This is a genomic window from Marinobacter sp. CP1 (genome assembly GCF_001266795.1).
In the GTDB taxonomy this organism is placed as follows: domain Bacteria; phylum Pseudomonadota; class Gammaproteobacteria; order Pseudomonadales; family Oleiphilaceae; genus Marinobacter; species Marinobacter flavimaris.
In genome coordinates, this window is the sequence record NZ_CP011929.1 from 2,805,503 (window position 1) to 2,826,495 (window position 20,993).

General features: G+C 55.3%; 15 protein-coding genes, 6 tRNA genes and 2 rRNA genes. All 23 read left to right on the forward strand.

The window, feature by feature from the left end:
• Positions 1-50 precede the first annotated feature (50 nt).
• The 23 genes from ACP86_RS12940 to rpoB all read left to right on the forward strand — a co-directional run bounded on the left by ACP86_RS12940 (position 51) and on the right by rpoB (position 20,969).
• Positions 51-126, forward strand: a tRNA-Ala gene (locus tag ACP86_RS12940).
• A 317-nt stretch (positions 127-443) separates the two neighbouring features.
• Positions 444-3,335: ribosomal RNA gene (locus ACP86_RS12945) — 23S ribosomal RNA — on the forward strand.
• 99 nt (positions 3,336-3,434) lie between these two features.
• Positions 3,435-3,549 (forward strand): 5S ribosomal RNA (gene rrf / locus ACP86_RS12950).
• Positions 3,550-3,781: 232 nt separating this feature from the next.
• Complete coding sequence (locus tag ACP86_RS12955; RefSeq protein ID WP_053114286.1) at positions 3,782-4,981, forward strand: hypothetical protein; 1,200 nt, start codon at positions 3,782-3,784, stop codon at positions 4,979-4,981.
• Between the two features lie 10 nt (positions 4,982-4,991).
• A complete protein-coding gene (locus ACP86_RS12960; protein WP_053114289.1) occupies positions 4,992-6,071 on the forward strand; it encodes a hypothetical protein in 1,080 nt (359 codons plus the stop codon).
• Complete coding sequence (locus ACP86_RS12965) at positions 6,068-6,616, forward strand: hypothetical protein (protein WP_053114291.1); 549 nt, start codon at positions 6,068-6,070, stop codon at positions 6,614-6,616. Before ACP86_RS12960 ends, ACP86_RS12965 begins: the two co-directional genes overlap by 4 nt.
• 20 nt (positions 6,617-6,636) lie before the next feature.
• Positions 6,637-9,039 carry a DUF6160 family protein gene (locus tag ACP86_RS12970; protein WP_053114293.1) on the forward strand — a complete coding sequence of 801 codons (2,403 nt, stop codon included), beginning with the start codon at positions 6,637-6,639 and terminating at the stop codon, positions 9,037-9,039.
• 102 nt (positions 9,040-9,141) lie between these two features.
• Positions 9,142-10,107: a biotin--[acetyl-CoA-carboxylase] ligase gene (locus ACP86_RS12975; protein ID WP_053114295.1), complete on the forward strand. Its 966-nt coding sequence runs from the start codon at positions 9,142-9,144 to the stop codon at positions 10,105-10,107.
• Positions 10,104-10,838 carry a type III pantothenate kinase gene (locus ACP86_RS12980; RefSeq protein ID WP_008174817.1) on the forward strand — a complete coding sequence of 245 codons (735 nt, stop codon included), beginning with the start codon at positions 10,104-10,106 and terminating at the stop codon, positions 10,836-10,838. Before ACP86_RS12975 ends, ACP86_RS12980 begins: the two co-directional genes overlap by 4 nt.
• On the forward strand, positions 10,835-11,509 hold the full coding sequence (locus ACP86_RS12985) for a hypothetical protein (RefSeq protein WP_227507717.1): 675 nt from the start codon (positions 10,835-10,837) through the stop codon (positions 11,507-11,509). Before ACP86_RS12980 ends, ACP86_RS12985 begins: the two co-directional genes overlap by 4 nt.
• Before the next feature lie 31 nt (positions 11,510-11,540).
• Positions 11,541-11,616 (forward strand) — tRNA-Thr (locus ACP86_RS12990).
• A 39-nt stretch (positions 11,617-11,655) separates the two neighbouring features.
• Positions 11,656-11,740 (forward strand) — tRNA-Tyr (locus tag ACP86_RS12995).
• A gap of 11 nt (positions 11,741-11,751) precedes the next feature.
• Positions 11,752-11,826: transfer RNA gene (locus tag ACP86_RS13000), tRNA-Gly, on the forward strand.
• Between the two features lie 14 nt (positions 11,827-11,840).
• Positions 11,841-11,916 (forward strand) — tRNA-Thr (locus ACP86_RS13005).
• Between the two features lie 51 nt (positions 11,917-11,967).
• Entirely contained in the window at positions 11,968-13,164 is a 1,197-nt protein-coding gene (gene tuf / locus ACP86_RS13010) for an elongation factor Tu (protein ID WP_008174851.1), read from the forward strand.
• A 37-nt stretch (positions 13,165-13,201) separates the two neighbouring features.
• Positions 13,202-13,277, forward strand: a tRNA-Trp gene (locus ACP86_RS13015).
• Positions 13,278-13,310: 33 nt separating this feature from the next.
• Positions 13,311-13,679 carry a preprotein translocase subunit SecE gene (gene secE / locus ACP86_RS13020; protein WP_008174826.1) on the forward strand — a complete coding sequence of 123 codons (369 nt, stop codon included), beginning with the start codon at positions 13,311-13,313 and terminating at the stop codon, positions 13,677-13,679.
• A gap of 12 nt (positions 13,680-13,691) precedes the next feature.
• Positions 13,692-14,225 carry a transcription termination/antitermination protein NusG gene (gene nusG, locus ACP86_RS13025; RefSeq protein ID WP_008174829.1) on the forward strand — a complete coding sequence of 178 codons (534 nt, stop codon included), beginning with the start codon at positions 13,692-13,694 and terminating at the stop codon, positions 14,223-14,225.
• Positions 14,226-14,342: 117 nt separating this feature from the next.
• On the forward strand, positions 14,343-14,774 hold the full coding sequence (gene rplK, locus ACP86_RS13030; protein ID WP_008174831.1) for a 50S ribosomal protein L11: 432 nt from the start codon (positions 14,343-14,345) through the stop codon (positions 14,772-14,774).
• Between the two features lies 1 nt (position 14,775).
• A complete protein-coding gene (rplA, locus tag ACP86_RS13035) occupies positions 14,776-15,474 on the forward strand; it encodes a 50S ribosomal protein L1 (protein ID WP_008174833.1) in 699 nt (232 codons plus the stop codon).
• A gap of 225 nt (positions 15,475-15,699) precedes the next feature.
• Positions 15,700-16,230: a 50S ribosomal protein L10 gene (rplJ, locus tag ACP86_RS13040; protein ID WP_008174835.1), complete on the forward strand. Its 531-nt coding sequence runs from the start codon at positions 15,700-15,702 to the stop codon at positions 16,228-16,230.
• 40 nt (positions 16,231-16,270) lie between these two features.
• Complete coding sequence (gene rplL / locus ACP86_RS13045; RefSeq protein ID WP_008174836.1) at positions 16,271-16,648, forward strand: 50S ribosomal protein L7/L12; 378 nt, start codon at positions 16,271-16,273, stop codon at positions 16,646-16,648.
• Positions 16,649-16,889: 241 nt separating this feature from the next.
• Complete coding sequence (gene rpoB, locus ACP86_RS13050) at positions 16,890-20,969, forward strand: DNA-directed RNA polymerase subunit beta (protein ID WP_053115533.1); 4,080 nt, start codon at positions 16,890-16,892, stop codon at positions 20,967-20,969.
• Positions 20,970-20,993: the final 24 nt, after the last annotated feature.

The window sequence follows — 20,993 nt, forward strand, 5'->3', positions numbered from 1 at the left end:
TCGGCGTTATCAGGTACGTTGATCTGAATAATTCTTGTAATAGCTTTTATGGGGCTATAGCTCAGCTGGGAGAGCGCCTGCCTTGCACGCAGGAGGTCGGCAGTTCGATCCTGCCTAGCTCCACCAAATTACTGACTAACTTCGGTTAGCAGTGTACAGAAACAAGCTTTTCAGTTGCGTGACTCGATTAAGAGTTGTGGCTGAAGATCTTCTTTCTGATCACTGGGTCAGATTTGCTCTTTAACAAATTGGACGAGATAGAACACGATTGATGAATTCCATTATCTCCGGAATTCATTGATCAGAGTGATAACGATTTCAAGCGTTATCCGGTGTTGTCGTTGAAGTGGTTGTTATATCGCTTCAAGGAACTGTCTCCACTTATTGATGCCCTGGTTTACCAGGTTGTCGATGAATGGAGCACAGTTGTCTTGGGGTTATATAGTCAAGCAACTAAGCGCATACGGTGGATGCCTTGGCAGTCAGAGGCGATGAAAGACGTGGAAGCCTGCGATAAGGTTCGGGGAGCTGGCAAACAAGCTGTGATCCGGGCATTTCTGAATGGGGAAACCCACCGACTTTCGGGTCGGTATCTTGCACTGAATACATAGGTGTAAGAGGCGAACCGGGGGAACTGAAACATCTAAGTACCCCGAGGAAAAGAAATCAACCGAGATTCCCTAAGTAGCGGCGAGCGAACGGGGACTAGCCCTTAAGCTAGACAACTGGTAGGAGAAGGCTCTGGAAAGTGCCGCCATAGTGGGTGATAGCCCCGTATCCGAAACCTGAGTTTAGTGAAATCGAGTAGGACGGGACACGTGATATCCTGTCTGAACATGGGGGGACCATCCTCCAAGGCTAAATACTCCTGACTGACCGATAGTGAACCAGTACCGTGAGGGAAAGGCGAAAAGAACCCCTGTGAGGGGAGTGAAATAGATCCTGAAACCGTATGCGTACAAGCAGTCGGAGCGGACTTGTTCCGTGACGGCGTACCTTTTGTATAATGGGTCAGCGACTTATGTTCAGTGGCGAGGTTAACCGTTTAGGGGAGCCGTAGGGAAACCGAGTCTGAATAGGGCGATTTAGTCGCTGGGCATAGACCCGAAACCGGGCGATCTATCCATGAGCAGGTTGAAGGTGCCGTAACAGGCACTGGAGGACCGAACCCACTGTCGTTGAAAAGCCAGGGGATGACTTGTGGATCGGAGTGAAAGGCTAATCAAGCCCGGAGATAGCTGGTTCTCCCCGAAAGCTATTTAGGTAGCGCCTCGGACGAATACCACAGGGGGTAGAGCACTGTTTCGGCTAGGGGGTCATCCCGACTTACCAACCCGATGCAAACTCCGAATACCTGTGAGTACTATCCGGGAGACACACGGCGGGTGCTAACGTCCGTCGTGAAGAGGGAAACAACCCAGACCGCCAGCTAAGGTCCCCAAGTACCAGTTAAGTGGGAAACGATGTGGGAAGGCTCAGACAGCTAGGAGGTTGGCTTAGAAGCAGCCATCCTTTAAAGAAAGCGTAATAGCTCACTAGTCGAGTCGGCCTGCGCGGAAGATGTAACGGGGCTCAAACTGGTCACCGAAGCTGCGGCTGCATACTTTGTATGCGGGGTAGGGGAGCGTTCTGTAAGCCTGCGAAGGTGTGTTGAGAAGCATGCTGGAGGTATCAGAAGTGCGAATGCTGACATGAGTAACGACAATGCGGGTGAAAAACCCGCACGCCGGAAGACCAAGGGTTCCTGCGCAACGCTAATCGGCGCAGGGTGAGTCGGCCCCTAAGGCGAGACCGAAAGGTGTAGTCGATGGGAAACGGGTTAATATTCCCGTACCTTGGATAGCTGCGATGGAGAGACGGAGAAGGCTAGGTGAGCCGGGCGACGGTTGTCCCGGTTTAAGCGAGTAGGGAGTGGACTTAGGCAAATCCGGGTCCACAATCTCGAGACGCGACGACGACTGCTCTTAGAGCGGGAAGTCATTGATGCCATGCTTCCAGGAAAATCTTCTAAGCTTCAGGCTATTCGAGACCGTACCCCAAACCGACACAGGTGGTCAGGTAGAGAATACCAAGGCGCTTGAGAGAACTCGGGTAAAGGAACTAGGCAAAATGGTGCCGTAACTTCGGGAGAAGGCACGCTGGTGGTAAGTGAAATCCCTGCGGGTGGAGCTGAAGCCAGTCGAAGATACCAGGCCCCTGCGACTGTTTATTAAAAACACAGCACTGTGCAAACACGAAAGTGGACGTATACGGTGTGACGCCTGCCCGGTGCCGGAAGGTTAATTGATGGGGTTAGCGCTTGCGCGAAGCTCTTGATCGAAGCCCCGGTAAACGGCGGCCGTAACTATAACGGTCCTAAGGTAGCGAAATTCCTTGTCGGGTAAGTTCCGACCTGCACGAATGGCGTAACGATGGGGGCGCTGTCTCTACCCGAGACTCAGTGAAATTGAAATCGCCGTGAAGATGCGGTGTATCCGCGGCTAGACGGAAAGACCCCGTGAACCTTTACTATAGCTTCACAGTGAACTTTGAGCATGTTTGTGTAGGATAGCTGGGAGGCTTTGAAGTGGGAACGCCAGTTCTCATGGAGCCAACCTTGAAATACCAGCCTGACATGTTTGAGGTTCTAACTTGGACCCCTTATCGGGGTTGAGGACACTGTGTGGTGGGTAGTTTGACTGGGGCGGTCTCCTCCCAAAGCGTAACGGAGGAGCACAAAGGTGGGCTAAGCATGGTCGGACATCATGCGGTTAGTGTAATGGCACAAGCCCGCTTAACTGCGAGACAGACACGTCGAGCAGGTACGAAAGTAGGTCATAGTGATCCGGTGGTTCTGTATGGAAGGGCCATCGCTCAACGGATAAAAGGTACTCCGGGGATAACAGGCTGATACCGCCCAAGAGTTCACATCGACGGCGGTGTTTGGCACCTCGATGTCGGCTCATCACATCCTGGGGCTGAAGCCGGTCCCAAGGGTATGGCTGTTCGCCATTTAAAGTGGTACGCGAGCTGGGTTTAGAACGTCGTGAGACAGTTCGGTCCCTATCTGCCGTGGACGTTGGAGATTTGAGGAAAGCTGCTCCTAGTACGAGAGGACCGGAGTGGACGAACCTCTGGTGTTCGGGTTGTGACGCCAGTCGCATTGCCCGGTAGCTATGTTCGGACAGGATAACCGCTGAAAGCATCTAAGCGGGAAGCCCCTTCCAAGATGAGATCTCCCTGGACCCTTGAGGTCCCTGAAGAGCCGTTCAAGACCAGGACGTTGATAGGTCGGGTGTGTAAGCGCTGCGAGGCGTTGAGCTAACCGATACTAATTGCTCGTGCGGCTTGACTATATAACACCCAAGACAATTGCGGATAACGCAGAGCTTAACCGCTCAATCGAAATCAACATCACTCAGTTCCTTCTCGTCCCCCAGTGATCAACCGTTTTGCCTGACGACCATAGCGGTCTGGAACCACCTGATCCCATCCCGAACTCAGAAGTGAAACAGACCAGCGCCGATGGTAGTGTGGCGTTGCCCATGTGAGAGTAGGTCATCGTCAGGCTCCTAATACCGAAAACCCCAGCATCCTTGATGCTGGGGTTTTTTATTGCCTGAAATTTGGCAAATGCCAAAACCATGACGCTGCGCACAGTGACAACATGTAACCGAGGTTACACTTCTGTAAAAGAACTGGCTAAAACAACACCAAAAATCCAAGCCAGCCTCAGAGACGCTCATCAGTCATCTTTAAATCAGCCGCCAATAACAAGAAGCGGCCGCGGTGAGATGTGACTATGAGTAAACTATTTTATTCGCTTCTCCTCCTGCCTTTACTGGCTTCGGGGGTCAACGCCGAACTGCGCCCGATTTCAGATCGACAGATGTCTGAAGTCACAGGGCAGGCCTTTGTGTCGGTTGACCGCCAGTACCATCCTGATGCCAACGACAACACCGCCTATACCCGGGTCAATCTCGGAATGGACATTGAAATCCAGACCAATGTGGATGTGCTGGAAATGGGCCGTTACGACCGGGAAGGTGAGAAACCGGGCACTTCGGATGTCTATATTGAAGATTTTGCCCTTGGATACATTAACAATCAGGCTTACTTTGACGCCAATCCCAAAGCTCCGAGACAGCGAAAGCCCGATGGCAGTGCCTATGCAGAGGGGGAGATCGTTCCTTTCTTGATCCAGAATCCGTTTCTGGAGTTTGCCTTCGATGAACAAACTGAAGAAGTGGTCGGCTTCCGACTGGGTTTCGGTGAATCCATGGGTGTCCTGTCCGGCAAGATTGAAACGCTGACTGGCAATGTGAACGTGGACATCATTGACCGCGGTGAAGGGCTGAGCCAGGCCAGCTCAAGCGGTAACCTTTTTGATCAAATCATCGTGCTCCTCACCCCTCTACTCGAAGGCGGTAGTCCATTATCCACCAAGGCAGAGCTGGTTTACGGTGCGGAGGGCGATCCAAACATTGGCTCCCTGGACCCGGTAAGAGCGGAATACATCGGTATCCCGGATGGCGAACGGTTCATCCTCGAGGGCGCAAGCGGCTTTACCCGCTGGTCGGTAAAGAACCTGATCGGCTGGGGTTCGAGTTCCCGAATCGAGGTTCCGGATTGTTCCTTTTTCAGCTGTTCAGGCGGTGACATTTATGTTTACGCGGAGGACTGCCTGGTCCTTGGAATAGATTCCTGTTTCGACCTGGATATCTATAACAGCTTCCCGGTAGGAGAGGTTGGTGAGGTCAATGGCGAGCGACGTATCACCGGGCCGGCCGACGGTGCTTTTATCTCATTCCAGACCAAAGATCTTGATTGGCTGAAGGATGTAAAGAAAACAGACTTCACGCCCGAAGATTTTATCAAGGCCACATCAGGTGCCTTCTTCAATATTCCCAACGGCGCTACTGAGGTGAATCTCAACGAGGCGCTCTATGGCACCCAGCGTTACCGCACTGAATACATCGACCGCGGCAAAGGTCTGTTCTGAGGGGCTTCGTATGAAATGGTTGAGTTTCAGTCAGCTTCCTGTTTTCGCGCGGCTCCTTCCGGTGGTGGCGGCTGTTCTGACCGCCCCAGTGCCTGTTGAGGCGGAACTTCAGGGGCTTTCGGAAACTGAAATGTCCTCGATTGATGGAGCCGGGATCGGCCTTGTACTGGAGAATTTCAAATTCTCCCACGGAACGGATGAGCCGGATGCCTCGGGAGAGCAGGCACGCATTTTCCGGATTGGCGGGATCAAAAGCACCGACGGCCGTGATGTCGATATTACGGTAAACCATCTCTACATCGCCGGGGCCAATAGCAACTACGGAGAGACCCTGGGCCCGGTCAATCTCGGGAGACTCCTGAACCCGTGGAAAATTGATATGGTGGATGGCAATGATATTGGTATCGCTAACAAGGCGGTGCTGGAGTTCGCGGCCAGTGCCATGGTCAATAGCGACCAGGGTTATGACTGCATGGACTCCGGGGCCGGTCCTGGCAGCGGCACCTGTTCGAGTCGCCCGGCGTCCGCTGGATACATCGGGGAACGAGCGGACATCGGCATGCAGATGAACGTGGCAGTTGGTGACGACCGGTCTGCCAATATCAATATCCACGCAAAGAGTGCTGTCATCGATGGTAGCTATCTGCGCCTTTGGGGCGATAACGATCGGCGCCAGATGGTCGGCCAGTTCAAGCTGAATTTCTATTCCCCGGAACTTTCTATCAATGCCTGCGTACAGGACGGTTCCACCTGCGGATCACGAATACTGATGAGCAATTTTGCGCTCGAACTGGCGATTGGCAACCAGCTTCAACCGGTATTCTTCGACGTTGATGGCAGTGGAAACTTTGTAGTGGAGGTTGCTGCAATTCGGCGCCCTCAGCCGGGCGAGATCGGTGCCGACGGTCTCCGCGGCAGCAGTGATGCGGATGCCTGGGATTTCTACGAGTCCTACTACACGAACCCGGAGTTTCGTAGCAATCTCAAGATCGGAAATTTCAGTGTTGGCGACCGCGATTTTGGTTCGGCCCGTGTACAGGGAATGCTGATACAACACTTGAACATTAAGACCAGGGATCTGAGCCAATGAAATCCTTTCTGCGCAGAACAATACTGGCTCTCCCTGTTTTTCTGTTTTCACTCCCCAGCCTTGCCGAACTCGCCCGCCTGGGAGATGAAGCTCTCTCGGATATCTCCGGACAGGGTGGGATCTACCTGTCCGGCGATATCAGCATCAATGAAATGGGCGGTCCGGTCGAGAACAGTTATTTCGGACGTTGTGATGACGTGGACAAGAAGTGTGGCGCCCGTTTTGCTTACCGGCTGAAAGAAAACGGCGGATGGATGGTGCTTGATGATATTCGGGGCAATTTCGCGTTTGAGGGCCTGACACTGCGGGTCCGCAAAGTCGATTCGGGATTCGGTGGTGATGGCGAACTGTTCAATCGGGATGTGCTGGAGCTTGGGCTGCCCAATACGGTTCGGTTCAACGACGTTCAATTCAAGATTTCTTCCAGCAGCACGGCCCGGCCCACCGACCCCGGCTTTCAGCAGACCGACATATTCTCTGTTGATATGCGGGGTGACGTTGTGATGGAAGGAAACCTGCTCGTGTTCCCGGCGGGGAATCCGTGAGATTGAAGAGGTTAACGGTTATGGGCGCGCCAGACAAAATCAAACAACTTGCCCCGATGGCCACTGGGCTGTTTTGTGTGGTCCTCGCCTCCCCGGTGGTCGCCGACATGAAAAGCCTGGACGATTCCACGCTGGCAAACATCAGCGGCCAGAGTGGTTTGTCCGTAGAGCTCGATCTTGGCGTGACGGCAGATCGACTGTCCTATGTTGATGATGGCAGCGGCATCCATCTGGACGGTTTTCGCATTGGTTCCGCCGTTGATCCTTCTGGTCAGGCATTCCACCTGATTCGCATCGATGTTGAGGAGGATGCATCCCTTAACCTCGATTACCTGGTGAAAGACCGACGGATCGAGTTCGGTGATATCCGGCTCGCCGGGGCCCCCGGTGTCAGTATGGGGGGGATCTTTTTCGATCATTCTCTGGAAGGGTATTTAAGTATAAGGCAGGGCAGCTCCGTTGGCGGGGCCGGATATACCTTTGACTCCGCCTACACGATGACTGGCGGCCGTCTGGGATATCGCACCAATGGCAATGAAGTTTTTCTGGACGATATCACCATGAATGTGGAGGCACTGGGAGTAACCCTGGATGTGGTCGGCGACACTCTGGCTCTGAATGCGCCCAGAATAACCGGGGATTGGGAAGTCGGCGCGATTCGTTACAGCAGCAACCCCCTGAATCATGGCGTATCCGTCGATTCCGGCAACGGACAGCCTCTACCCAGCTATGGCAGCCTGAGTGGAAGTTACGAGCTTTCCTCCAGCACCAGCCTGACTGCCGGCGGCCGATCCGGAGAGGGCCTTCGAATCGATAACGAGACCGTTATACACTCGGCCTCTTTTCTATATAGGGATGACGGAAAGGCCCTCGCGCTTCGAGACATCACTGGCGTCTATCGGATTAACGACCTCCGGCTCGATGTGGCGACCGACTGGCAGAATAGATCGGCCCTGGCCCTGACCCTTGGCTCCATGGATGGTGAATTCAGCATTGGCGCTATTGAGGTGGGTGGCAATGGCAAGAGTATCGGTCAGGTGAATGTCAGCTTTTTGCTTGAAGATCAGGTGTTCAACGGCCGCAGCTATTCCAATGCGATCTATCTGCAGGGGGGTGGACACCCTGACGCCGGGCCGCAGGGCTTGCGACTTGCCACTGAATGGAGTCTTCGGCTTGCCGATTTCAGCTACACCGAAGACGGCAACCGGGTGATCTTCAGTGGCCTGCAGTCCTGGGGGCAGGGCGATGTAACGGTCAATGTAACTCGAGATGGCGTCACCAACGGTACCGAGTTCTTCGATGGTCTGCGGATTGGTTTCGAGGACATCAGGGCCGGCTACCGGATCAACGGTCTGCGAGTAGGAAGTGATGACGCCCCCTTGCAGGGTGGCACAGAGCTGCTGCTGGCACTGGGGTTCTATCCGGCTTACGAATTCGAGCTTGATGGCCATGTGACGCTCGGTGCAGGCGGCGCATCGGGTGAGGGGATAACCATCAATTCCGATGTCAGCATCAGGAACGGCAAGGCGGCGATTATCGCGGTGCCCTACGATGAAGGTAATGGTGAAATTCCCCAGAAGGGCCTCTGGATTACTGAACTGGATTATGACGCGCATGTGCGCGACATGACCGTTGATGTCAGGCAGGAAGGGCTTGCGGTGATCATGGGCGAATCCTGGAGCACCATGGATATCGGCAATCTGAGAATCGGCGACAAGGAAACCGGTCAGAGTTTCGGGAGGTTCGTGATTCAGAAATACGAAACCGGCAGCAGCATGACCGTCGTCCCCGGCGGGGCCGGCGATGTCTGCGCCGGTGGCATGGGTGATAGTCCATCCGCCTGTGCGGCTTCCGGAGGCGTCTGGGAAACCCGGGGTGAGGAGGGGCTGACGGTCCGCCTGAAGCAGGTGCTTGCCAAGGCCATCAATGAAGCCCGGAAGAACTCGCTGACCTGGGAAACCAACCGGCAAAGCAGCGGTGTTGGTGAGGCCATGAACGGAACCGGGACGAGCCTCGTTCTGAACGATATCCATACCAGCGATGGTGGGGACTTTGATGGTGATGGCGTAGACGACAACTCGTTTGGGCTACGGACCGATCTTTCCGTGGATGTCTATCAAACCCGGGTTGTGAAGAAGGAGGACGGTCCGGATGCAATGGGAGTGACAGGCAACCGGGGCGATGAAAAAATCATGGATGGTTCGTCCACTGCCGGTTACCGCTATGTCTCCAATCCAACCCTCGCCGAGGCCGACAACAGACCGCTCGGGTTTGCTGTGAAGGCGAGAAGCCGGTTCAAGGAACTCTCGATCAACAATATCGACCTGGTTCATCCCGTTGGTGGTGCTCAGACGGCCGTCTATGGCGTCAAAATGCAGAACTTTGATATCAAGGCCAATCTGACCGCAACCCCGATTCCCTGATCTTCCCGCAGGCGGTTCGCAAAGCGACGCCGTCAACTTTGTCTTTTTCCCTTCCCTGGTGTTTAATCCGGCCTTACCCAATTTCATGGCTGGATGCATCTTATGAAATCCAAAGCACTTATAGAGCTGCTCAGTGACGGTCAGGTTCACTCCGGAGCCGCGCTGGCCGAAAAGCTCGGGGTTAGTCGTACCGCAATCTGGAAGCAGATTCGTCGCGCGATGGAGGAAGGTGCTGACATTGCCACGATTCGCGGACGTGGATATCAGCTGGTGTCCCGGGTCGACCTGCTCGATAGGGCACGGGTGCTTCGTGAAATTGCCGCCGGCCGGGAACAGGAGCTTTCACTGACAGTCCTCGACGAGGTTGACTCGACCAATGCCGAGGTGATCAGGCAGATTAACGCCGGAAGCAAGGGTGTCCCGGTGGCTATCGCCGACTGTCAGACGTCCGGCCGAGGCCGACGGGGGCGTGTATGGCAAAGCCCCCGGGGCGAAAACCTGTACCTGAGCATGGGGCTCACCTTCCACGGCGGCTTCGGAGTACTGGATGGGTTGAGTCTGGTGCTCGGCGTTGCGGTGGCCAATGCCCTGGAACGACTGGGAGTGCCGGAGGTCGGACTCAAGTGGCCAAATGATATTTTTCTGCCGGACGGCAAGCTTGGCGGCATCCTGGTGGAGCTCCAGGGTGAGCTGGAGGAAGGCGTGGTGCAGGTAATTGCGGGTATCGGGCTGAATGTACATATGTCCCGGGCTGATGGCGTCGATCAACCCTGGAGCAGCCTCGCCAGGGCCTGCCCTCAAGTCGAGTGGTCGCGCAGCCAGATCGGTGGTGCAATCATCGATGCTGTATTCGATGCTGTCGCGCTGTTCTCGGATATCGGGTTTGCAGATTTTCGGGAGTCCTGGCAGCGTCGCGATGTGTTCATGGGAAAATCGCTCAAGGCCCGGGGCGGTGATGTCGAAGGTGTCGGTTGTGGCATTGATGACGCCGGCAACTATCAAATCCGGACCGAAAACGGGCTTGTTCCGGTGCGCGCAGGGGAAATCAGTCTGCGAGTGGCAAAATGAATCTGTTTATTGACGCGGGTAACACCCGGCTGAAGTGGTGTCTTGCAAACCAGGATGAGGTTCTGGCCTCGGGGACCGGCTCTCTCGAAGACGAGAACCCCCTGGGCATGTCGGGAGAACTGATCGGAAAGGTTGTGTCTGTCGCCATATCCACCGTCGCCTCTGAAGAAAGGCGAACTCATTTGGCGGGCTCCGTCGAGAAGCTGTGTCAGGCGCCGGTTCGCTTTTACTGGTCGGAACAGTCCCGGAATGGCCTCATGAACGCCTACCAGGATGTCTCGAGAATGGGGGCTGATCGGTGGCATGGAATGTACGGTGCCTGGCTCGATCACAGGCAGGGCTTTGCGGTCTTGGACGCAGGCAGTGCCGTTACTGTCGATTATGTTGATCGGCATGGTCAGCATCTGGGTGGTTATATTCTTCCTGGCCTGCAGATGATGCTGCGCAGTCTCCGGACCGATGCCGCCCGGATCTGGTTCGACCCGGACCAGGGGCTGGCAACGGACCCTGGCAAGAGTACCGGAGAATGCGTGAACCATGGTCTTGCCTGGCTGTCTGCTGCGATGATTGAGCGGGTGATCGCTGACGCCCGAAAACTGTCACTGTCTGAAATTCTGGTTACTGGCGGCGATGCTGACCGGCTTATCGGTCTTGGTCTGCCCGGTATTTCTCGCCCGGATCTTGTGTTGTCGGGACTTCGTGCAATTCATGCGGAGGAAACCTCCGGATGAGGTGGTTGGCGTTGGTGCTGGTGCTGGTGAGTATTGCTATTTATTACCTGCCGGACTTCGTGGGGCCATCGGGCGGCATGGCCAATGTTGCCAGTGGCAGCCTGCCAAGGGTGGCCAGCCTCAAATCGCCGGGGCCGGCAGACTCCGGTGTCGGGCCTGGTGCACCCGCCGACGAATCCGAAATGTCCTGTGCCCGCCTTGGATGGATTGAAACCGCGGAGCGCGCCCGAAGCCTGGTGGACAGTCAACCTCTCGCGGAGGAGGCGGGTTTCAGGATTGAAGAAGTCGAAAGAGAGCTGGCACCCCTGCACTGGGTTCTTATTCCACCCCAGCCCGAGGCTGTCGCCCTGAGCCAGTTCCGTGACATTCAGAGGCAGGGGATCGACTCCTATCTGGTTACCGAGGGCGAAAACCGCAATGCCATTTCGCTGGGGCTGTTCGAGTCCCGCGAATCTGCAATTTCCGTGCTGGAAGAAAAAAAACGTCAGAATCTTAATGCGGTACTGGTCAACTTCCCCCGAAATCAGATAAGCTACGCGCTCTCTTTTGAGGCGGAACCAGAACTCGCTGAAGAACTGGTTCAGGCGGTGAAAGCGGATTACGGCAGCAATTTTGATTTCGTTGAAATCAGGCCTTGTGAAGGTGTTGCAACGCCAGAAAAAAATCCGTAGTATACCGCCCTCGCTGACGAGGCGAATGTGAGCTGGCGTAGCTCAGTTGGTAGAGCAGCTGACTTGTAATCAGCAGGTCGGGGGTTCGATTCCGTCCGCCAGCTCCACTTTAAGTTTTGACGGATTTGCTCACGCGAATCCGACTCGGAGGGGTTCCCGAGTGGCCAAAGGGATCAGACTGTAAATCTGACGGCATCGCCTTCGCAGGTTCGAATCCTGCCCCCTCCACCACTAAATTGCTCGCGGGCATCGTATAGTGGCTATTACCTCAGCCTTCCAAGCTGATGACGCGGGTTCGATTCCCGCTGCCCGCTCCAATTTGTTTTGTAATGCTCATGTAGCTCAGTTGGTAGAGCACACCCTTGGTAAGGGTGAGGTCGGCGGTTCAAATCCGCCCATGAGCTCCATTATTTATCCGGTCAACGTTACGATCCTGGTTGATTAGGGAGATTGGTCGAATGTCTAAGTCTAAGTTTGAACGTAATAAGCCGCACTTGAACGTAGGCACCATTGGTCACGTTGACCATGGTAAAACCACTTTGACTGCTGCCCTGACCCGTGTATGTCACGAAGTTTGGGGTACAGGCTCTGCGAGTGCCTTCGACCAGATCGATAACGCACCGGAAGAGAAGGCGCGTGGTATTACTATTGCGACTTCCCACGTTGAGTACGATTCCCCGAATCGCCACTACGCTCACGTAGACTGCCCGGGCCACGCTGACTATGTGAAGAACATGATCACTGGTGCAGCGCAGATGGACGGCGCGATCCTGGTTTGCTCCGCAGCTGACGGCCCCATGCCGCAGACCCGTGAGCACATCCTGCTGTCCCGTCAGGTTGGCGTACCTTTCATCGTTGTGTTCCTGAACAAAGCGGACATGGTAGACGATGAAGAGCTGCTCGAGCTGGTTGAGATGGAAGTTCGTGACCTGCTGAGCCAGTACGACTTCCCGGGTGACGACACTCCGATCATCACCGGTTCTGCGCTGATGGCGCTGGAAGGCAAAGACGACAACGAGATGGGTACTACCGCTGTTAAGAAGCTGGTAGAAGCTCTGGATGACTACATCCCCGAGCCGGAGCGTGCGATCGATCAGCCGTTCCTGATGCCGATCGAGGACGTCTTCTCTATCTCTGGTCGTGGTACTGTTGTGACCGGCCGTGTTGAGCGTGGCGTTATCAAGACTGGTGACGAAGTGGAAATCGTTGGTATCAAGGATACCGTGAAGACCACTTGTACTGGTGTTGAGATGTTCCGCAAGCTGCTGGACGAAGGTCGTGCCGGTGAGAACATTGGTGCGCTTCTGCGTGGCACCAAGCGTGACGACGTTGAGCGTGGTCAGGTTCTGGCGGTTCCGGGTTCCATCACTCCGCACACCAAGTTCGAGTGCGAAGTGTACGTACTGTCCAAAGAAGAAGGCGGCCGTCATACTCCGTTCTTCAAGGGCTATCGTCCGCAGTTCTACTTCCGTACCACCGACGTGACCGGTTCTTGCGAACTGCCGGAAGGTGTGGAAATGGTTATGCCGGGTGACAACGTCAAGATGAGTGTTACCCTGATTGCTCCGATCGCCATGGAAGATGGCCTGCGCTTCGCGATTCGTGAAGGCGGCCGTACCGTTGGTGCCGGCGTAGTCTCCAAGATTATCGAGTAATAGACTCGAGAGTAAGTGCACTGAGTTGTTTCGGTGCAGGCCAGTAGCTCAATTGGCAGAGCAGCGGTCTCCAAAACCGCAGGTTGGGGGTTCGATTCCCTCCTGGCCTGCCATTTTTTAACATCCGGATACATAAGTTGATTCCTATGGAGTCAAAAGCCGTTCAGTCAGCCAGCCGTTTCGATTTCGTGAAGTGGCTGGTTGTTTTCGTTCTGATCGCCATCGGTGTGGTGGGGAATCAGTATTATAGTGCCGAGTCTCTGCTGTATCGGGTTCTGGCTCTTGTAGGTCTCGCAATTGTGGCGGCGCTTGTTGCCCTCCAGACCGACCGTGGTCGTCGCTTCGCGACGCTGCTGAAGGAAGCGAGAGTCGAGATCCGGAAAGTGGTATGGCCCACCAGGCCCGAGCTCGTGCAGACGACAGCGATTGTTGTGGTGTTTGTGCTCGTTGTGGCTCTGTTGTTGTGGGGTATGGATTCGTTGATCAGCTGGCTGGTCGCCGGGTTTATCGGTTAACAGGAGTGGGCAATGGCTAAGCGCTGGTACGTCGTTCATGCGTATTCTGGCTTCGAAAAGCAGGTGATGCGCACTCTCAGGGAGCGCGTTGCGCTGCACGAGATGGAAGACCGTTTCGGCGAGATCCTGGTTCCGACCGAGGAAGTCGTCGAAATGCGAGAAGGGAAGAAGCGCAAGAGTGAGCGCAAATTCTATCCCGGGTACGTACTGGTCCAGATGGAAATGGACGATGCGACGTGGCACCTTGTGAAGAACACCCCGCGTGTTCTTGGTTTTATTGGTGGTACCAAGGATAAGCCTGCACCGATCACCGAAAAGGAAGCGGAAGCGATCCTTCGTCGAGTCGAAAGCGGTGCAGACAAGCCCAAGCCGAAGACGCTGTTCGAGCCGGGTGAGATTGTTCGCGTTGTTGAAGGTCCTTTTGCGGACTTCAATGGTGTGGTTGAGGAAGTTGACTACGACAAGAGTCGGGTCAAGGTTGCCGTTCTGATCTTTGGTCGTTCAACTCCGGTAGAGCTGGAGTTTGGGCAGGTCGAAAAAGACTGACCGGTAACGGGAAAGCTGAAAGCTCGCGCGCTCAAGCGACGCGGGCTTTTTGTGTCTGCTCTTAGCAGTTGTAAAAACGGGGAGCCGAGAGGCGTTTGAACCCACAGGAGATCTATCATGGCAAAGAAAATTGAAGCGTACATCAAGCTTCAGGTTGCTGCCGGCAAGGCCAACCCGAGTCCCCCCGTTGGTCCTGCACTGGGTCAGCGCGGCGTAAACATCATGGAATTCTGCAAGGCGTTCAACGCCCAGACTCAGGACATGGAGCCTGGTCTGCCGATTCCGACCGTGATCACCGTTTACAGTGATCGCAGCTTTACCTTTATTACCAAGACTCCGCCTGCACCGGTTCTTCTCCTGAAGGCCGCTGGCATCAAGAGTGGCTCCGGTCGTCCGAATACCGAGAAAGTCGGTACCGTGACCCGCGAGCAGCTTGAAGAAATTGCCAAGACCAAAGAGCCGGACCTGACTGCAGCCGATATGGACGCAGCGGTACGTACCATTGCAGGAACAGCCCGCAGCATGGGCCTGAACGTGGAGGGCCTGTAACATGGCGAAGCTGAGCAAGCGTCAGAAGCTTATTCGTGAAAAGGTAGACTCTACTCGTTCCTACTCTGTCGACGAAGCAGTTGCACTGCTGGTTGAGCTGGGCCAGAACGTGAAGTTCAAAGAGTCTGTCGACGTAGCCGTCAATCTGGGCGTTGACGCACGTAAATCCGACCAGGTTGTCCGTAGCAGCACTGTTCTGCCTCACGGCACCGGCAAGACCGTTCGCGTCGCTGTATTTACCCAGGGCGCCAATGCCGAGAAAGCAACGGCTGCTGGTGCAGACGTTGTAGGCATGGACGATCTGGCGGACGAAGTTAAGAAAGGCAACATGGATTTCGACGTGGTTATCGCCACTCCGGACGCCATGCGTGTTGTTGGTCAGCTGGGCCAGATTCTTGGTCCCCGTGGCCTGATGCCGAACCCGAAGGTGGGTACTGTGACTCCTGACGTCGAGACTGCGGTCAAGAACGCCAAGGCCGGTCAGGTTCGTTACCGCACCGACAAGAACGGTATTATCCACGCTCCGCTGGGTAACGTTGAATTCTCTGCGCAGAACATCAAGGAAAACCTTGAAGCTCTGGTAGCAGATCTGAAAAAGGCCAAGCCGTCGTCGGCGAAAGGTGTGTATCTCAAAAAGATCACCATTTCCTCGACTATGGGTCCTGGCCTGACTATCGATCAGAGCGGTCTCGCTATTTGATCCTTTGATCGGTGGTTACTTTGTAGTCTGGGCGGAAGCCAAGGCTGTCAAAGACCGCAGGCCCTCGAAGCACTTTCGGTCTGACTGGAAGTGCTGCAAGGGTTAAAGCAACGCCTGCGCAGACGGTGTGAAGACGTTCTCTCTGAACCCAAACACCGTTAGGAGCCCCGCGAGGGGTATATGTGGGTTTGCCGGGAAGACCCGGCGAAATCGAGGAGAAATCCAGTGGCAATTAGACTCGAAGACAAGAAAGCGATCGTCGCTGAAGTCAACGAGACTGCCGGTGGTGCTCTGTCTGTGGTTATGGCTGACTACCGTGGTGTTACCTCTGGTGACATGACGGCGCTTCGTGCCAAGGCTCGTGCCGAAAACGTGCGTCTGAAGGTTGTTCGTAACAACCTGGCGAAGATCGCGATTCGCGGTACCGAGTTCGAGTGCATCGACGAAGCCCTGGTCGGCCCGACCATTCTGGCATTCTCTATGGAAGATCCGGGCGCGGCAGCGCGTCTGTTGAAGGATTTTGCGAAAGAGAAAGAGGCGTTCGAGATTAAGGCACTGGCCGTCGGCGGAGAGCTGATGGGTGCAGACCAGATCGACCGTCTTGCCAAGCTGCCAACACGTCACGAAGCGCTGACAATGCTGGCCGCAGTAACACAGGCACCGATCACCAAGCTGGCACGGACACTGAACGAAGTTCCTTCGAAAGTGACTCGTGCTGTAGCGGCAGTTCGCGACCAGAAGCAAGAAGCTGCTTGATTCTGTTGAACACCATTTTTTATATTTTTGGGAGAAAGTCATGGCTCTGTCTAACGAAGACATTTTGAACGCAATCGCTGAAATGAGCGTAATGGACGTAGTTGCGCTGGTTGAAGCAATGGAAGAAAAATTCGGTGTTTCTGCCGCTGCAGCCGTTGCTGCTGCGCCGGCAGCTGCTGGTGGTGGCGAAGCCGCTGCTGAAGAGCAGACCGAGTTTGACGTTGTACTTACCGGTCCTGGTGAGAAGAAAGTAAACGTAATCAAGGCCGTTCGTGAACTGACTGGCCTGGGTCTGAAAGAAGCCAAGGAAATGGTCGACAGCGCTCCTTCCGTTATCAAGGAAGCAGCTAGCAAAGACGACGCTGAAGAAGCCAAGAAGAAGCTTGAGGAAGCAGGCGCTTCTGTTGAGCTCAAGTAAGAGTCGGCTGTTGATCGAAACCGTGCGATAAGCATGGACAGGCTGGTGGCTTTGGGCCACCGGCCTTTTTCTGTTGTATATGCTATAGAGTCTGGTGAGCAATTGCAGGTTGATGTCAGATCTATAACCTACAGCCAGAGTCTTGTTCAAGACGGCGCGATAAGCCGAGCAATTCGGCCCCGAAGCAGAACATTGGTTGCTTCTTGATACCAGGTATCAGGTCTAAAGCTGGGGAATGCAGATGACTTACTCCTACACTGAGAAAAAGCGGATTCGCAAAGATTTTAGTAAATTGCCTTCCGTGATGGACGTCCCCTATTTGCTGTCTATTCAGCTGGATTCGTTCCGGGACTTCCTCCAAATGGAAGCCGCTCCTGAAGACCGCCGGGAAACCGGTCTTCACGCAGCATTCAAATCCGTATTCCCGATTGTCAGTTACTCTGGCAATGCCGCGCTCGAATACGTGAGCTATCGTATTGGCGAGCCGGTTTTTGATGTCAAGGAATGCCAGCTTAGGGGCGTAACCTATGCAGCGCCGCTGCGGGTGAAGGTCCGCCTTATCATTTACGATAAGGAATCGTCCAACAAGGCGATCAAGGACATTAAAGAGCAGGAAGTCTACATGGGCGAGATGCCCCTGATGACCGAGAACGGTACCTTCGTTATCAACGGTACCGAGCGCGTTATTGTTTCCCAGCTCCACCGGTCTCCGGGTGTGTTCTTCGATCACGATAAGGGCAAGACCCATTCCTCCGGCAAGCTGCTGTATTCTGCCCGGGTGATTCCTTACCGTGGTTCCTGGCTGGACTTCGAGTTTGATCCGAAGGACTCCGTGTTCGTTCGTATCGACCGTCGTCGTAAGCTTCCGGCATCCATTCTGTTGCGTGCCCTGGGCTACACCTCCGAGCAGATGCTGGAGATGTTCTTCGAAACCAGTAAATTCAGCCTGGGCGCGGAAGTGTGCAAGCTGGAGCTGGTGCCGAGCCGTCTGCGTGGCGACATCGCAACCTTCGATATCAAGGACAATGACGGTAACGTGATTGTCGAGGAAGGTCGCCGGATTACGGCCCGCCACATCAAGCAGTTGGAAAAAGCCGGCATCAACGAGCTTGAGGTGCCGACCGAGTACCTGTACGGCCGTGTACTGGCGAAAGACATGATCGATCAGGCTTCCGGTGAAGTCCTGGTGGAGTGTAACTCCGAGCTGACCGAAGAGCTGGTTACCAAGATCCTCGACGCTGGCGTGAAGGAAATCGAAACCCTTTACACCAACGACCTGGACTGCGGACCCTTCATGTCCGACACCCTGCGTATCGATCCGACCCGCACGCCGCTGGAAGCGCTGGTTGAGATCTACCGTATGATGCGCCCGGGTGAGCCGCCCACCAAGGAGTCGGCTGAGAATCTGTTCAACAACCTGTTTTTCTCTGAAGAGCGGTACGATCTGTCTGCGGTTGGCCGGATGAAGCTCAACCGTCGTCTGCGCCGTGAAGAGAGCACCGGTGAAGGCACGCTGACTCACGAAGACATCATCGATGTTCTGAAGACTCTGATCGATATCCGTAACGGCCAGGGCAATGTGGACGACATCGATAACCTGGGTAACCGTCGTGTTCGCTGTGTTGGCGAAATGGCCGAAAACCAGTTCCGTGTCGGGCTTGTGCGCGTTGAGCGCGCGGTTCGTGAGCGTCTGAGCCTTGCTGAAAGTGAAGGCCTGATGCCGCAGGATCTGATTAACGCCAAGCCGGTGGCTGCCGCGGTTAAAGAATTCTTCGGCTCCAGCCAGTTGTCCCAGTTCATGGACCAGAACAACCCGCTCTCCGAGGTCACGCACAAGCGTCGTATCTCTGCGTTGGGCCCTGGCGGTCTGACCCGTGAGCGTGCAGGCTTTGAGGTTCGTGACGTACACCCGACCCACTACGGTCGTGTATGCCCGATCGAGACGCCGGAAGGTCCGAACATCGGTCTGATCAACTCGCTGGCGACTTACGCGCGGTCCAACTCCTACGGTTTTCTCGAGAGCCCGTACCGGAAGGTCGAAAATGGCGTGGTCACCGATGAAGTGGTTTACCTTTCCGCTATCGAGGAGAGCAACTACGTCATTGCCCAGGCCAGCGCAGCCATGGACGAGAAGACCAAGCGTCTGACTGACGAGCTGGTTACCGTTCGCCATCAGAACGAATTTACCGTTACTCCGCCGGAAAGCGTCAACTTCATGGACGTCTCTCCGCGCCAGGTAGTTTCGGTGGCTGCGTCTCTGATTCCGTTCCTCGAGCACGACGACGCCAACCGGGCACTGATGGGTGCCAACATGCAGCGTCAGGCGGTTCCGACCCTGCGTTCCCAGGTACCTCTCGTAGGTACGGGTGTAGAGCGTACGGTGGCGCAGGACTCCGGTGTCTGTGTCACGGCCCGTCGTGGCGGTGTGATTGAGAGTGTCGACGCGGCCCGTATCGTAGTTCGTGTCAATAACGAGGAAACCGAAGCGGGTGATGCAGGTGTGGATATCTACAACCTGACCAAGTACACCCGTTCAAACCAGAACACCTGTATCAACCAGCGTTCCATCGTGCGTCAGGGTGACGTGATTGCCCGTGGCGACGTGCTGGCCGACGGTCCGTCCGTGGATCTGGGTGAACTGGCCCTGGGGCAGAACATGCGCATCGCGTTCATGCCCTGGAACGGTTACAACTTTGAGGACTCCATCCTCATCTCCGAGAAAGTGGTGCAGGAAGATCGCCTGACCACCATCCACATCCAGGAACTGACGTGTGTGGCTCGGGATACCAAGCTGGGTAGCGAAGAAATCACCGCGGATATTCCGAACGTTGGTGAAAGTGCGCTGTCCAAGCTGGATGAGTCCGGTATTGTTTACATCGGTGCTGAAGTGGGCCCCGGTGACATTCTGGTAGGCAAGGTCACACCGAAGGGTGAGACCCAGCTGACGCCGGAAGAGAAGCTGCTGCGTGCCATCTTCGGTGAGAAGGCGTCCGATGTTAAGGACACCTCCTCCCGCGTGCCGACCGGCACCCGCGGCACCGTTATCGACGTGCAGGTCTTTACCCGCGACGGTATCGAGAAGGATCAGCGTGCCCAGTCCATCGAGAAAGAGCAGTTGGACCAGTACCGCAAGGATCTGAAGGACGAGTACCGGATTGTCGAAGGTGCCACATTCGAGCGTCTGATGAGTGCTCTGAAAGGGCAGGAAGTGATCAGTGGGCCGGGCCTGAAGAAAGGCGCCACCCTCGAAGAGAGCTATCTGGCCGAGCTGCCGCGTTCTGACTGGTTCAAGCTCCGGATGAAAGACGAGAGCCTGAACGAGCTGCTGGAGAAATCCGAGCAGGGTCTGGAAGACCGCAAGAAGGAACACGAAGCGCGCTTTGACGACAAGAAAGGCAAGCTTCAGCAGGGCGACGACCTCGCACCGGGCGTACTGAAGATCGTCAAGGTATACCTGGCTATCAAGCGTCGTATCCAGCCGGGTGACAAGATGGCCGGTCGTCACGGTAACAAGGGTGTTATTTCCTCGGTGATGCCGATCGAAGACATGCCTTACGACGAGCACGGCAACACCGTTGACGTGGTTCTGAACCCGCTGGGTGTTCCCTCGCGGATGAACGTAGGTCAGGTGCTTGAGACTCATCTGGGTGCTGCAGCCAAGGGTCTGGGTGAGCGTATCAGCCAGATGCTGGACGAGCAGCGCAAGGTGGCTGAATTACGCAAGCTGCTGGATGAGATCTACAATCACTCAGACGAAGTGTTCAAGGTGGACCTGGATTCCCTGTCCGACAAGGAAATCCTGGAGATGTGCCACAACCTTCGCGGCGGTGTGCCCATGGCAACGCCGGTATTCGACGGTGCCAAGGAAGCCGAGGTCAAGCGCATGCTTGAGCTTGCGGGACTGAGCACCACCGGTCAGACCATGCTGTATGACGGTCGTACTGGTGATATGTTCGACCGCCCGGTAACGGTTGGCTACATGTACATCCTGAAGCTGAACCACCTGATCGACGACAAGATGCATGCTCGTTCCACCGGCTCTTACAGCCTGGTTACCCAGCAGCCGCTGGGTGGTAAGGCGCAGTTCGGTGGCCAGCGCTTCGGTGAGATGGAAGTGTGGGCTCTCGAGGCCTACGGTGCGGCTTACACGCTGCAGGAGATGCTCACCGTCAAGTCTGATGACGTGAACGGTCGGACCAAGATGTACAAGAACATTGTCGATGGCGATCATCGGATGGAGCCGGGCATGCCCGAATCCTTCAACGTTCTTGTCAAGGAAATCCGCTCGCTGGGTATCGACATCGAGCTGGAATCCGAGTGAGCCGAATTGTTTTTGGCAGCGTGA

Bases quoted from the DNA above. Each gene is read 5' to 3' on its own strand.
- ACP86_RS12955 (WP_053114286.1), top strand. From the start codon at position 3,782: ATGAGTAAACTATTTTATTCGCTTCTCCTCCTGCCTTTACTGGCTTCG.
- ACP86_RS12960 (WP_053114289.1), top strand. From the start codon at position 4,992: ATGAAATGGTTGAGTTTCAGTCAGCTTCCTGTTTTCGCGCGGCTCCTT.
- secE (WP_008174826.1), top strand. From the start codon at position 13,311: ATGGAGTCAAAAGCCGTTCAGTCAGCCAGCCGTTTCGATTTCGTGAAG.
- tuf (WP_008174851.1), top strand. From the start codon at position 11,968: ATGTCTAAGTCTAAGTTTGAACGTAATAAGCCGCACTTGAACGTAGGC.
- rpoB (WP_053115533.1), top strand. From the start codon at position 16,890: ATGACTTACTCCTACACTGAGAAAAAGCGGATTCGCAAAGATTTTAGT.
- rplA (WP_008174833.1), top strand. From the start codon at position 14,776: ATGGCGAAGCTGAGCAAGCGTCAGAAGCTTATTCGTGAAAAGGTAGAC.
- ACP86_RS12970 (WP_053114293.1), top strand. From the start codon at position 6,637: ATGGGCGCGCCAGACAAAATCAAACAACTTGCCCCGATGGCCACTGGG.
- ACP86_RS12985 (WP_227507717.1), top strand. From the start codon at position 10,835: ATGAGGTGGTTGGCGTTGGTGCTGGTGCTGGTGAGTATTGCTATTTAT.
- rplK (WP_008174831.1), top strand. From the start codon at position 14,343: ATGGCAAAGAAAATTGAAGCGTACATCAAGCTTCAGGTTGCTGCCGGC.
- nusG (WP_008174829.1), top strand. From the start codon at position 13,692: ATGGCTAAGCGCTGGTACGTCGTTCATGCGTATTCTGGCTTCGAAAAG.
- ACP86_RS12975 (WP_053114295.1), top strand. From the start codon at position 9,142: ATGAAATCCAAAGCACTTATAGAGCTGCTCAGTGACGGTCAGGTTCAC.
- ACP86_RS12965 (WP_053114291.1), top strand. From the start codon at position 6,068: ATGAAATCCTTTCTGCGCAGAACAATACTGGCTCTCCCTGTTTTTCTG.
- rplL (WP_008174836.1), top strand. From the start codon at position 16,271: ATGGCTCTGTCTAACGAAGACATTTTGAACGCAATCGCTGAAATGAGC.
- ACP86_RS12980 (WP_008174817.1), top strand. From the start codon at position 10,104: ATGAATCTGTTTATTGACGCGGGTAACACCCGGCTGAAGTGGTGTCTT.